We start from the raw sequence: 14,590 nt of genomic DNA, 5'->3' as shown, positions 1-14,590 counted from the left end.
GCCCGCCAGCAGTGGTGGCGGATTGCCAGTGGCGGCGCGGCTAGCGTCATTTCGGCAAGCCACCCCAGTGCCCGGGAAGACGGGCGGGAATCGGAGGGAAGAAATGCCGGAGCGGAACGAAATTCCTCCTTTCGCGGTCATTTCCGGCCGGCAGGTCTCGAACGTACTGGCCGGGAACGAAAAAAAGGTGGTCGACCTCGTCGAGGCGGCCTACCGGCTGCACGGCGCCGGGAACACGGTCAACCCGCCCTCCTACTTCCTGCGGTTCCCGGACCGCCCGGACTCGCGGATCATCGCGCTGCCGGCCTCGCTCGGCGGGGATGACGGGGTGGACGGTCTCAAGTGGATTTCCAGCTTCCCCGGCAACGTCCGGCACGGGATCCCGCGGGCGTCCGCGGTGCTGATCCTCAACGACCCGGCCACCGGCTACCCCTTGGCCTGCCTGGAAAGCTCCATCATCAGCGCCGCCCGCACGGCCGCCTCGGCCGCGCTCGCCGCGTCGGTGCTGAGCACGGTCCGCGGCCGCCCGCGCCGCGTCGGGTTCGTCGGGACCGGCCTGATCGCCCGCTTCATCCACACCTACCTGCAGGCGACCGGCTGGGAGTTCGACGAGATCGGCGTCCACGACCTGCACGCCGAGTCGGCCGACGGGTTCCGCGACTACCTCGAAGGCACCGGCACCACCGCGCGGGTCACCGGCCACCGCGACGCCGAGAGCCTGATCCGCGCCAGTGACCTGGTCGTGTTCGCCACCGTCGCCGCCGAGCCGTACGTCACCGACGTCGACTGGTTCGCCCACGACCCGCTGGTGCTCAACGTCTCGCTGCGCGACATCGCCCCGGAGATCGTGCTGGTCTCCACCAACGTCGTCGACGACGTCGACCACTGCCTCAAGGCGAACACGTCGCCGCACCTGGCCGAGCAGCTGACCGGGGACCGGGGTTTCCTGTCCGGCACGCTGTTCGACGTGCTGACCGGCCGCCTCGAACCGCGGGCCGGCCGTCCGCTGATCTTCTCGCCGTTCGGCCTCGGGGTCCTCGACCTCGCCGTGGCGAAGTACGTCTACGACGAGACCGCGGCGGCGGGGGAGCTCCCGGTGGTCGACGGCTTCTTCCACGAGCTGGACCGGCACCGGCCCCCGGCCCGCTAGCCCGGACCGCGGCGATCCCGCCCGGCCGGTTCTCTCCCGCACGAATAGGGGTTGTGCGTGCCCATCATCTCGGCTCCGCAGGAATACAACGAAGACAACCTGTACGTGGATCTGCGGCCGGTCTTCGGCCCCGCCCTGTACCTCAAGTGCGAGGCGTTCAACTTCGCCGGCTCGGTGAAGCTGAAGGCGGCGCTGGAGATGATCACGAGCGCCGAACGGCGAGGGCTGCTCACGCCCGGCTCGACGCTGGTGGAATCCTCCTCGGGCAACCTCGGCGTCGCGTTGAGCATGATCGCCGCCGACCGCGGCTACGGCTTCGTCTGCGTGACCGACGCGCGCTGCAACGAGGCGACGCGGCGGATGATGGAGGCGTTCGGCGCCCGGGTGCACGTCGTCACCGAGCCGGCCGCCGAGGGCGGGTTCCTCGGCGCGCGCATCGCCCACGTGCGGATGCTGTGCGCGCAGAGCGGGTTCGTCTGGCTGAACCAGTACGCGAACCGGGACAACTGGATGGCGCACTACCTCACCACCGCGCCCGCCATCGCACGGCAGTTCCCCGGCATCGACGTGCTGTTCGTCGGCGCGGGGACCACCGGGACGCTGATGGGGTGCGCCCGGTACTTCCGCAACGCCCGGCGGGCGCCGCGGATCGTGGCGGTGGACGTCGAAGGGTCGGTGACCTTCGGCCGGGCGCCCGCGCGCCGGCTGATCCCGGGGCTGGGCACCAGCGTCCGCCCCGGCATCCTGAACGAGTCCTTTGTGGACGAAGTGGTGCACGTGACCGAGCCGGACGCCGTGCGCCGGTGCCGCGAGCTGGCCGGGCGGGGCTTCCTGTTCGGCGGCTCCACCGGCACGGTGGTCGCGGGCGCGCTGGCCTGGCTGGACGCCAACGCGGCGGGCCTGCCCGTCACCGCGGTCGCCATCGCGCCGGACTTCGGGGAGCGCTACCTCGCCACCGTCTACGACGACGCCTGGGTGCGCGAGTCCTACTGGCCCGAATACGAGCCCGCCTACGAAGACGGCCGCCTGTCCGAACTGAACGCCGCGCACTGACCGGGAGAACGTCAGCATGTCGCAGAATCCATCCGGGGCCGCCCTGCCGCTGTCGGCCGCGCAGCTCGAAGTCTGGTACGCCCAGCAGCTCGACCCGGGCAACCCGATCTGGAACATCGCGGAGTACTACGAGATCGACGGCCCGCTGCGCGAGGACGTCTTCGCCGACGCGGTGCGCCGCGCGGTGACCGAGGCGGAGTGCCTGCGGGTGCGGTTCGAGGCCGAGGGCGACACCGTGCGCCAGGTCGTCGAGCCGCTGACCGGGTCGCCGCTGACGGTGCTCGGCTTCGCCGCGGAGCGGGACGCGCTGGAGTGGATGCGGGCCGACGTGCGCCGCGCGGTGGACCCGGCGGATCCCGCCGCGGCGTTGTACGAGATGGCTCTGCTCCGGCTGGATGCCGAAAAGCACTACTTCTACACGCGGGCGCACCACGTCCTGTGGGACGGCTTCAGCGAGGCGGTGTTCGCCCGGCGCGTCGCCGTGATCTACACCGCGCTCGTGGACGGCGGCGACCCGGCCGAAGGCGCGTTCGAGCCGCTGTCGGTGCTCCTCGACGACGAACAGTCCTATCTGGACTCCAAGCAAGCCGAGCGCGACCGTGAGTTCTGGGCCGGCCGGTTCCCGGAGACCCCGGAGCTGACGACCGTGTCGAGCCGTCCGGTGGTGCCCGCCGACGGCTTCCTCCGGCGTGGCGCGACCCTCGACGCCACCGCCGCCGCGGCCCTGCGCGCGCTGGCGTGGGAGGACCGGGCGGCGTGGCCGACGTTCGTGATCGCCGCGATGGGCGCGTACCTGCAGCGGCTGACCGGCGGCCCCGAGGTCGTCCTCTCGCTGCCGGTGACCGCCCGCACCACCGACGCGACCCGCGCGATCCCCGGCATGCGCGCCAACGTGCTGCCGCTGCCCCTGGCGATCCGCCCGGCGATGACCCGCGGTGAGCTGCTCGGCCACGTCGGCAAGGAGGTCCGCCGGACGCTGAAGCACCAGCGCCACCGCGGCCGCGAGGTGCGCGGGCTGATCGGCCTGCCGCCGACCGACACCCGGCCGTTCGGGCCGGAGCTGAACGTCGCGTCCTTCGTCGAACAGCTGCGGTTCGGCCCGTGCCCGGGCCGCACGCACAACCTGTCCACGGCACCGAACGACGACCTCTCCATCACCGTCTACGACACCGAAGACGGCGAGCTCGGCGTCCTCTTCGACGGCAACCCGCTGCTGTACACCGAAGCCGACCTCGACCGGCTGGCCCACCGGTTCCTCGGCTACCTGCGCGACCTGGGGGACTGGCCGGCCGACCGGCCGCTGGGCGGGATCGACGTGCTCGACCCGGTCGAGCGCGAGCTGCTGGCCCGGTGGACCGGCACCAGCGGCGCCCCGGAATTCACCGGCGTCGTCGAGCGGGTCGACGCGATCGCCGCCGCCCGGCCCGACGCGGTCGCGGTGGTCGACGACGCCGGTGAGACCACCTACGCCGACCTGTGCGGCCGCGCGGCCGCCATCGCCGGACAGCTGGGGGAACGCGGGCTGGCGAAGGGCGACCGCGTCGGCATCCTCGACGGGCCCGGCTCCGGGTTCATCGCGGCGATGCTCGGGGTCTGGGCGGCGGGCGGTGCCTACGTCCCCCTCGACACGCGCGCCCCGGCCGCCCGCACGGCACAGCTGATCACCGAAAGCGGTGCCACGGCGGTGATCGCGGCGCCCGAGCACCGGGACGCCGCCGTCGCGCTCGGCGTGGACCCGCTCGTGCCCGAAGGCGCCGTCGCCGGCCGGCTGCTCGACGCGGCCGTGCCCACCGCGGCCGACGACCTCGCCTACGTCCTGTTCACCTCCGGCTCCACCGGCACGCCCAAGGGCGCGATGGTCACCCACGGCGGGCTGGTCAACCACCTCCAGGCGAAGATCGACGACCTGGACCTGCACGGCGAGGACGTCGTGGTGCAGAACGCGCCGCTGTCGTTCGACATCTCGATCTGGCAGATGGTCTGCGCCGTGGTGCTCGGCGGCCGCGTGCGCGTGGTCGGCCGGGAGGTCGCCGGCGACCCGGCGGCGCTGTTCGGCCTCACCGCCCGCGAAAGCGTCACGATCCTCGAGGTCGTGCCCTCGCTGCTGCGGGCCGCCCTCGACTCCTGGGACGACGGCGCCGCGGTGCCGGCCCTGCCGGAGCTGCGCGAGCTGGTCGTGACCGGCGAGCCGCTGCCCCCGGACCTGTGCCGCCGGTGGTTCGCCCGGTTCGGCGGGATCCCGATGGTCAACGCCTACGGGCCGACCGAATGCGCCGACGACGTCACGCACGCGGTGCTCACCTCCGGCAGCCCGCTCGACGGGCCGCTGGTGCCGATCGGGCACGCCGTCCGCAACACCCGGCTCTACGTGCTCGGCGACGGCCTGCGCCCGGTCCCGCCCGGTGTCCCGGGGGAGCTGTACGTCGCCGGGCACGGCGTCGGCCGCGGCTACCTGGCCGACCCCGGCCGCACCGCCACGACGTTCCTGCCCGACCCGTTCCAGCCCGGGTCGGGCGCGCGGATGTACCGCACCGGCGACCTCGTGCGCCACCGGGAAGACGGGCAGCTGGAGTTCCTCCGGCGCCGCGACCGCCAGGTCAAGATCCGCGGGCACCGCATCGAGATCGGCGAGGTCGAGGTCGCGCTGCGCGCGCTGCCCGGCGTCACCGACGCCGTCGTGGTCGTGGGCACCGACCCGGCCGGGCAGAAGCGGCTCGTCGGCTACGTCGTCGGCGACGGCGACCCCGAGCGGTGGCGGGCCGCGACGGCCGAGCGGCTGCCGGGGCACCTGGTGCCGTCGGTGTTCGAAGCGCTGCCGGCGCTGCCGCTCACCCCGAACGGCAAGGTCGACCTCAAGGCCCTGCCGGAGCCCCGCGTGGACACCGGCGCCGACGTCCGCGCCCCGCGCACGGCGAACGAGGAGCTCGTCACCACGGCGTTCGCCGACGTCCTCGACGTGGCGCGGGTCGGCGTCGACGACAACTTCTTCGACCTCGGCGGGCACTCCCTGCTCGGCACGCGGCTGATCGGGAAGCTGCGCCGCGCCACCGGGATCGAGCTCTCGCTCAAGGACCTGTTCGGCGCGCCGAAGGCCGCCGACCTGGCCGCGCTGCTCGACGGCCCGATCCGCCCTCGGCCCCCGCTGACGCGCGCGGAGCGGCCGGCGCGCATCCCGCTTTCGCCCGCCCAGCAACGGTTGTGGTTCCTCGACCGGCTGGAAGGCCCGAGCGGCACCTACAACGTCCCCGCGGTGACGCGGCTGTCCGGCGAGCTGGACCGCGACGCCCTCGAGCAGGCCGTCCGGGACCTCATCGCCCGGCACGAGACCCTGCGCACGGTCTTCCCCGACGACGGCGGCGAACCGCGTCAGCTGGTGCTCGCCCCCGAGGCCGCCCGGCCGCGGCTGGACGTCGTCGAGACCACCGAGGACGACCTCGCCGAAGACCTGGCCGAGGCGGGTGCGCACGTCTTCGACCTCGCCACCGAGATCCCGGTGTGCCCCACGCTGTTCGAGCTGGGCGAGCGGGAGCACGTCCTGCTGGTCGTGGTGCACCACATCGCCGCCGACGGCTGGTCGGCCGCGCCGCTGGCCCGCGACCTGAGCGCCGCCTACAACGCCCGGACGCGCGGGCAGGCCCCGGACTGGACGCCGCTGGAAGTCCAGTACGCCGACTACACGGTGTGGCAGGAGGAGCTGCTCGGCGCCGACGACGACCCGGGCAGCCTCGCGAACGAGCAGATCGAGTACTGGCGGGCCGAGCTCGTCGGGCTGAGCACCGACCTCAACCTCCCGCTCGACCGGCCCCGGCCGGAGAACCGGACGCCGCGGGGCGACACGCTCCACTTCCCGATCGGCGCCGGGCTGCACGCGAGCCTCACCGAGCTGGCCAGGGCGTGCGGCGCGACGCCGTTCATGGTGGTGCAGGCCGCGCTGGCGACGCTGCTGTCCCGGATCGGCGGCAGCACGGACATCGCGCTCGTCAGCCCGGTCGCCGGGCGTACCGAGCCGGTGCTCGACCCGCTGGTCGGGCTGTTCCTCAACACCGTGCTCCTGCGGACCGACCTGTCCGGCGACCCGAGCTTCCGCGCCCTGCTCGCCCGGGTCCGCGAAACCGACCTCGCCGCCTACGCCCACCAGGACGTGCCGTTCGAGCGGCTGATGGAGACCATCCGCCCGGCGCGCTCCGGCGGTGCGAAGACGATGTTCGAGGTCATCCTGACCTTCCAGAACAACGAGCGGCCCGAGGTCGCGATGGACGGGCTGAGCGGGGACTTCGCGCTGGCCACCAACGGCACCGCGAAGTTCGACCTGTCGTTCGACTTCGTCGAGGACTTCGCCGGCGGCGCCCCGGCCGGGATGACCCTCGGCCTGGAGTACAGCACCGACCTCTTCTTCGAAGACACCGTCCGCCTGCTCGGCGAGCGCTTCCTGGCCGTGCTCGCCTCGGCCGTCGCCGATCCCGGCCGGCCGCTGTCCACTGTGGACCTGCTCGCGGCGGGGGAGCGCGAGACGCTGCTCGGGGACTGGAGCAAGCGCGCGGCCGGGGTGCCGGAGCTGCTGGCCGGCCTGCCGGTCGCCGCGCCCGCACGACCGCGCGTCTACCTGCTGGACGAGCACCTGCGCCTCGTCCCGCCCGGCGTCCCCGGCTGGTGGTACGTCGCGTCGAGCCGGCCGCTGACGACCACCGGCACCGGCCCGCTCGCCACGACCCTGGTGCCCAGCCCGTTCGGCAAGGCCGGCACGCGGATGATCTCGACCGGCCGCCGCGGCCGCTGGAGCCGCTACGGCGAGCCGGAGGTGCTCGAACCGGCCCGGCCGGCGACGCCCGAACCCGAGGTCGTCGGCCCGCGCTCCCAGGAGCCGCGCACCCCGGGCGAAGAGACGCTGTGCCGGCTGTTCGCCGAGGTGCTCGGCCGCGAGAGCGTCGGCATCGACGACAACTTCTTCGAGTGCGGCGGGCATTCGCTGCTCGTCACCAAGCTGGTCGGCCGGATCGAGGCCGTCCTGCACGCCGGGCTGACCATCCGCGAGGTCTTCGAGAACCAGACGCCGGCCCGGCTCGCGACGCGCCTCGGCGGCACGGGCACCCGTCCCGAGCTGACCGCGGGCCCGCGTCCCGGCCGGGTGCCGCTGTCGTTCTCGCAGCAGCGGCTGTGGTTCCTCAACCAGTTCGAGGGACCGGGCGCCACCTACAACATCCCGATCGCCCTGCGGCTGAGCGGAACTCTCGACGTCGGCGCGATGCGGACGGCGCTGCGGGACCTCGTCGACCGGCACGAGGTGCTGCGCACGGTGTACCCGCAGGTGGACGGCGAAGGCGTGCAGCTCGTGCTCGCCGCGGCCGAGGCGGAACCGGAGCTCCCGGTCGTCACGACCACGCCGGACGAGCTCGACGGGGTGCTGCGCGAGGCCGCGCGCACCGCGTTCGACGTGACGCGGGACGTCCCGCTGCGGCCGACGCTGTTCGCCGTCGGCCCGGACGAGCACGTGCTCCTGCTGGTGCTGCACCACATCGCCGGCGACGGGTGGTCCGCCGCCCCGCTGGCACGCGACCTCGCCCGGGCCTACGCCCGCCGTCTCGACGGCGTCGCCCCGGACTGGGCGCCGCTGCCGGTGCAGTACGCGGACTACGCGCTGTGGCAGCGTGACCTGCTGGGCGACGCCGGCGACCCGGAAAGCCTGCAGGCGCGCCAGCTCGCGTACTGGAGCGAAGCGCTGGACGACCTGCCCGGCGAGCTGCCGCTGCCGGTCGACCGGCAGCGCCCGGCCACCTCGACCTACCACGGGGACATCGTCCCCTTCACCCTCGACGCGGACCTGCACGCCCGGCTCGACCGGCTGGCCGCCGAGACGGGCTCGACGGTGTTCATGGTGCTGCAGGCCGCCGTCGCCGCGGTGCTCGGCAAGTACGGCGCGGGCGACGACATCCCGCTCGGCACCCTGGTCGCGGGCCGCACCGACGCCGCGCTGGCCGACCTGGCCGGGTTCTTCGTCAACACGCTCGTGCTGCGCGTCGACCTGGCCGGCGACCCGGCGTTCCGGGAGCTACTGGGCCGGGTCCGGGAGACCGACCTCGCCGGGTACGGCAACCAGGACGTCCCGTTCGAACGGCTCGTCGAGGTGCTCAACCCGCCGCGCGTGCGGGCCCGGCACCCGCTGTTCCAGGTCGCGATCACGTTGCACAGCAACGAAACCCCGCGCGTGGAGCTGCCCGGCCTGACGCTGGGCGGCGAGCTGGTCCCGACCGGCACCGCGGACCTGGACCTGCACTTCGAGTTCGCCGAAGAGCGGACCGGCGAGAACGCGTGCGCCGGCGTCGTCTCGCTGATCAAGTACAGCACCGACCTGTTCGACCGCGAGACGGTCGAACGGCTGGCCGCCGGGCTGGCGCGGTTCCTCGACCGCGCGCTCGCCGGGCCGGAGCTGCCGCTCAGCCGGCTCGGGGTGCTCAGCCCCGCGGAGGAACACCGGCTGCTGGTCGAATGGAACGACACCGCACGCCCACTGGGCTGGACCGACGTCGTGGCGCGCGTCCGGGAGTTCGCCGGGCGCTTCCCGGAGCGGATCGCGGTCGGCGACGAGCACGGCGAGACGACGTACGCGGATCTCGTCCGCCGCGCGAACGCGGTGACCACCCGGCTGCGCGACGCCGGAGCCGCGACCGGCTCGCTGGTCGCGCTGCTGGCCGAACCGGGAGCCGGTTACGTCGCCGCGGTGCTGGGGGTCCTCGGTGCCGGCTGCGCCTACCTGCCGCTGGACGCCGCCGCGCCGGTCGTCCGGAACGCCGGTCTCCTGAACGAAAGCGCTCCGGTCGTCCTCCTGGCCGACCCCGCTCACGGGACGCTCGCCGCCGAACTGGCGGGCGGCGTTCCCGTCCTGGCCCTCGACGGCGCGACCGCCGACGACGCGCCGCCGCTGTCCGGCGAGGAGCTGGACCTGGCGTATGTGCTGTACACGTCCGGGTCGACCGGCCGGCCCAAGGGCGCCATGGTGGCGCGCCGCGGCATGGCCAACCACCTGCTCGCGAAGGTCGAGGACCTCGGGCTCGGCGAGCGGGACGTCGTGGTGCACAACGCGCCCGTCACGTTCGACATCTCGGTCTGGCAGATGCTCGCGCCGCTCGTCGCCGGCGGGCGCGTCCAGGTGACCGGCCGTGAGTCCGCGCGGGATCCCCGCGCCCTGTTCGCGACGGTGGCCGGGCACGGCGTCACCGTCCTGGAGATCGTGCCGTCCCTGCTGGCCGCCACCCTCGATGCCTGGGAGATCGAGGGTGGCGCGCCGGCCCTGCCCGCGCTGCGCCTGTTGGTCGTGACCGGGGAGGCCCTGCCACCGCGGTCCTGCGAACGCTGGCTCGCCCGGTTCCCCGACGTCCCGCTGGTCAACGCCTACGGGCCGACCGAGTGCTCGGACGACGTCACGCACGCCGTGCTGACGTCGGCGCCCGCCGGGATGCGGACGCCGATCGGCTCGCCGCTGCGCAACACCGCGCTCTACGTCCTCGACGACCACCTGCGGCCCGTCCCGGCCGGCGTGCCGGGCGAGCTGTACGTCGGCGGGACCGGCGTCGGCCGCGGCTACCTGGCCGACCCCGGCCGCACCGCCGCGACCTTCGTGCCGGACCCGTTCCGGCCGGTCGCGGGGGAACGGATGTACCGCACCGGCGACCTCGTCGTGCTGCGCGCCGACGACCGGCTGGAGTTCCTGCACCGCCGCGACGACCAGGTCAAGATCCGCGGCAACCGCATCGAGCTCGGCGAGATCGAGGCCGCGCTGCGGGCCCAGCCCGAGGTCCGCGACGTGGTCGTGCAGCCCCACGGCGACGAGCTGGCCGCCTACGTCGTGCTCCACAGCGCGCTCCCCGACGACGAGCTGCGCGTCCGGCTCGCCCGCGCCGTGCCCGGCTACATGGTGCCGGGCGCCTACGTCCGGCTGGAGACGCTGCCGCTGACCCCGAACGGCAAGGTCGACCGCAAGGCGCTGGTGCCGCCGAGCACCGGCGCGACGGAACCCGGCCGCGCCCCGGAAACCGAGCGCGAACGGCGACTGCAGGCCCTCTTCGCCGAGGTCCTGCGCCGGGACGTCGGCGTGACGGACGACTTCTTCGCCCACGGCGGGCATTCGCTGCTGGCCACCCGGCTGGCCAGCCGGATCCGGACCGAGCTGGACGCCGAGGTGTCCGTCCAGGACCTCTTCGACCACCCGACGGTCGCCGGGCTCGCCGGCCGGCTGGACCGGGCGCGGACCCGGGCCGCGCTGGTGGCCCGGCCGCGCCCCGGCGTGCTCCCGCTGTCGTTCGCGCAGCAGCGGCTGTGGTTCCTCAGCCGGTTCGAGGAGCAGAGCGCGGCCTACACGCTGTCCGTCGCGGTGAAGCTCACCGGCCCGGTCGACACCGGTGCCCTCGCGGCCGCCTTCGACGACGTCGTCGCGCGGCACGAGAGCCTGCGGACGGTGTTCCCCGAACACGACGGGGTCCCGTACCAGCGGATCATCGAGGTCACGGGGTTGTTCACCGCTGCCGAGGTCCCTGCCGGGGAACTGGCCGACGCCGTGCGCGCCGCCACCCGGCGGGGCTTCGACCTCGCGGTGGAGCCGCCGCTGCGGGCCACCCTGCTCAGCACCGGCGAGCGGGCCCACGTGCTGGTCGTCGTCGTGCACCACATCGCCGCCGACGGCTGGTCGTTCGGGCCGCTGACCCGCGACCTCTCCCACGCCTACGCCGCGAGGCGGGCCGGGCGGGCGCCGGAGTGGGCGCCGCTGCCCGTGCAGTACGCGGACTTCGCCCTGTGGCAACGGGATCTGCTCGGCGCCGAGGATGACCCGGACAGCCTCGCCACGCGGCAGCTGGCGCACTGGCGCACCGCTCTGGACGGGATTCCCGACCAGCTCGAGCTGCCCACCGACCACCCCCGGCCCGCCGTGGCCGACGGGCGCGGCGACCGCGTGTACTTCGAGCTGGACCGCGAGCTGCGGGCCGGCCTCGAACGGCTCGCCGCCGACGCCGGGGTCAGCGTGTTCATGGTGCTGCAGGCCGGGCTCGCCACGCTGCTGGCGAAGCTGGGCGCGGGGGAGGACATCCCGCTGGGCACCCCGGTCGCCGGGCGCACCGACGACGCGCTGGACGAGCTGGTCGGCGTCTTCCTCAACACCCTGGTCCTGCGCACCGACCTGTCCGGCGACCCGACCGTCGCCGAGCTGCTCGCCCGGATCCGCGCGACCGACTTGGCCGCCTACGCCCACCAGGACCTGCCGTTCGAGCGGCTGGTGGACGTGCTCAACCCGGCCCGCTCGCAGGCGCGGACGCCGCTGTTCGGCGTGCTGCTGGTGCTGCACAACAACGCCGGGGCGAGCCTCGAACTGTCCGAAGTGGACGCCGAGGTGCTGCCCGAGGGCACCGGGACCGCGCGATACGACCTGTCGTTCGAGTTCACCGAGCACGACGGCGGGTTCGGCGGCTTCGTCGAGTACCGCACCGAGCTGTTCGAAGCCGCGACCGTGACGCGGATGGCGGAGCGCCTGGGCACCGTGCTGCGGGCGATGGCCACCGGCCCGGCGAAGCGGCTGGGCGCGATCGACGTCCTCGGCGCCGGTGAGCGCGAGCGGATCCTGGTGGCCCGCAACGACACCGAGCGGGACCCGGCCGCGACGGCCCTGTCCGACCGGCTGCGGCAGACCGCCCAGCGGGCCTGGGACACGGTCGCGCTGGTGGCCGGCGACACCGAGCTGACCTACCGCGAACTGGACGCCCGGGCGAACCGGCTGGCCCACCTGCTGATCCGGCACGGCGCCGGTCCGGAGTCCGTGGTCGCGCTGGTCCTGCCGCGCTCGGCGGACCTGGTCGTCGCGCTGCTCGCGGTGCTGCGGACCGGGGCCGCGTACCTGCCGATCGACCCCGGGTACCCGGCCGAGCGGGTCGCCTTCATGCTCGACGACGCGGCTCCGGCGGTGGTCGTCACCACCCCGGGCACCGAGACGGGCACCGCACCGCGGGTGGTGCTCGACGACGCCGTCCTGGCGGAGTTCCACCCCACTCCGCCGGACGGCGCCGTCACCCGGCCGGGCAACGCCGCGTACATCCTGTACACCTCGGGTTCGACCGGCCGGCCCAAGGGCGTCGTCGTCCCCCTCGGCGCGCTGGCGAACCTGCTGGACGACATGGTGTCCCGCACCGGGATCACGTCGGAAGACCGCTTCCTCGCGGTCACCACGCCCGGGTTCGACATCGCCAACCTGGAGATTCTGGTGCCCCTGCTCGCCGGGGCGCGGCTGGTGGTCGCGGCCCGCGACGAGGTGCGCGACCCGGCGGTGCTCGGCGCCCTGATCGTCCACAGTGGAGCGACGATCATGCAGGCCACGCCGACGCTGTGGCAGGAGCTGGCCGACACGGCGCCCGGGACCTTGGGCGGCCTGCGGGCGCTGATCGGCGGCGAGGCGGTCAGCCGCGCGCTGGCCGACCGGCTCGGCGAGGTCACCGGAGGCGTCACCAACGTCTACGGCCCCACCGAGACGACGATCTGGTCGACCGCGGCGGACCTGACCGCCATGCCCGGCCGGCCCGGCGCGCCGACCATCGGCGTGCCGCTGGCCAACACCCGGGTCTACGTGCTCGACGCGGCGCTGCGGCCGGTGCCGGACGGCGTCGCCGGCGAGCTGTACATCGCCGGCGCCGGGCTCGCGCGGGGCTACCTCAACCGCCCGGGCCTCACCGCGCAGCGGTTCGTCGCCGACCCGTTCGGCGCGCCGGGCACGCGGATGTACCGCACCGGCGACCTCGTGCGGTGGGGTACTGACGGGCAGCTCGACTACGTCGGCCGGACCGACCACCAGGTGAAGCTGCGCGGGTTCCGGATCGAGCTCGGCGAGATCGAAACCGCGCTCCTGGCCGTGCCGGGCATCGGCCGCGCCACGGTGCTCGTCCGCGAGGACGTCCCGGGCGACCGGCGGCTCGCGGCCTACGTCGTCGGCGAAGGGGTCGAACCGGCGGAGGTGCGGGCCCGGCTGGGCCGGACGCTGCCGGACTACATGGTCCCGGCCGCGGTGGTCGTGCTGGAGCGCTTCCCCTTGACCGCCAACGGGAAGCTCGACCGGTCGGCCCTGCCCGCACCGGCCGTCCAGGCCACGGCGGGCCACGACCGGCTGCGGACCCCGGCCGAAGACCTGCTGTGCGCGGCGTTCGCCGACGTGCTCGGCGTGCCCGCGGTCGGTCTGCACGACGACTTCTTCGCGCTGGGCGGCCATTCGCTGCTGGCGACCCGGCTGCTGAGCCGGGTCCGGGACCGGGTGGCCGGCGGGCTCGGCCGCGGTGAACTCGGCATCCGGGACCTGTTCGACCACCCGACGCCCGCGCGGCTGGCCCGGCGGATCGAGAGCACCGCCGGCGGGACGTCCTTCGACGTCCTGCTGCCGCTGCGTCGGGAGGGCACCCGGGAGCCGCTCTTCTGCGTCCACCCGGCGGGCTGCGTCAGCTGGTCCTACCACGGGCTCGCCGCGCACCTGGCCGACCGGCCGCTCCACGGCCTGCAGTCCCGCGGGATCGTCGACGACGCCGAGCTGCCCGCCGACGTCGCAGCGATGGCGGCCGACTACCTGGCGGAGATCCGCCGGGTCCAGCCGCACGGCCCCTACCACCTGCTGGGCTGGTCGTTCGGCGGCGTGGTCGCGCACGAGATCGCCTGCCGGCTGCAGGACGACGGCGAGCGGGTGGCGCTGCTGGTGAGCCTCGACAGCGCACCGGGCAGCGACGACGCGCTGCCGGACGAGGAGGAGCTGGCGGCGATCGTGCTGCGGTTCTTCGGCTACCGCGGCGACGAGGAACCCGTGCGCGGCCCCGACTTCGCCGGCCTGCGCGAGCTGTTCGCCCGCGAAGCCAACCCCCTGGGCGAGCTGACCGCGGAGCAGCTGAAGCGGTGCTTCGCCGCCTGGCGCAACAACCTGAAGCTGCAGGAGGAGTTCGTGCCGCGCACCTTCCGCGGCACACTGCTGCACTTCGCCGCGGCCGCCGACCCGGACAACCGCACGGCCGCGGCCTGGACGTCCCATGTGGACGGTGCGATCGCCGTGACCGAACTGCCGGCCGGGCACGACGCCATGACCGGAGCCGAACCGCTGCGGCGGATCGGCGAGGCGATCGAACAGTACCTCGCGAACGAAAGGAGCGATCGGTGACCAACCCCTTCGACGACGAGACGGGCACCTTCCACGTGGTCGTCAACGCCGAAGACCAGCACGCACTCTGGCCCGTCTTCGCCGACCTGCCCGACGGGTGGGACCGCGTGCACGGCCCCGAGACCCGCGCCGCCTGCCTGACCTACGTCGAGGAGAACTGGCGGGACCTGCGCCCGCGCAGCCTCGCCGCCGAGCACGCCGAATAGCCCCCGCGACCCCGGCAA

General features: G+C 74.2%; 4 protein-coding genes. All 4 read left to right on the top strand.

Features of this window, described 5'->3' with window-relative positions; translation table 11 throughout:
• Positions 1 to 103 precede the first annotated feature (103 nt).
• Genes sbnB through ACZ7PG_RS32415 form a run of 4 tightly spaced genes read left to right on the top strand, consistent with a single transcriptional unit; the run spans position 104 to position 14,572 of the window.
• The gene (gene sbnB, locus ACZ7PG_RS32430; protein ID WP_470242940.1) at positions 104 to 1,150 is read left to right on the top strand and encodes a 2,3-diaminopropionate biosynthesis protein SbnB; all 1,047 of its coding nucleotides are present in this window, start codon (positions 104 to 106) and stop codon (positions 1,148 to 1,150) included.
• A gap of 57 nt (positions 1,151 to 1,207) precedes the next feature.
• A complete protein-coding gene (gene sbnA / locus ACZ7PG_RS32425) occupies positions 1,208 to 2,203 on the top strand; it encodes a 2,3-diaminopropionate biosynthesis protein SbnA (protein WP_470242939.1) in 996 nt (331 codons plus the stop codon).
• Positions 2,204 to 2,219: 16 nt separating this feature from the next.
• Positions 2,220 to 14,366, top strand: a complete 12,147-nt coding sequence (locus ACZ7PG_RS32420) for an amino acid adenylation domain-containing protein (protein ID WP_470242938.1) — start codon at positions 2,220 to 2,222, stop codon at positions 14,364 to 14,366.
• On the top strand, positions 14,363 to 14,572 hold the full coding sequence (locus ACZ7PG_RS32415; protein ID WP_470242937.1) for an MbtH family protein: 210 nt from the start codon (positions 14,363 to 14,365) through the stop codon (positions 14,570 to 14,572). The genes ACZ7PG_RS32420 and ACZ7PG_RS32415 overlap by 4 nt, the downstream gene beginning before the upstream one ends.
• Positions 14,573 to 14,590: the final 18 nt, after the last annotated feature.

This window comes from Amycolatopsis sp. NPDC114504 (assembly GCF_055633595.1).
The sequence above is the reverse complement of the archived record's forward strand: the minus strand, read 5'-3'. Positions and strand labels throughout refer to the sequence as shown.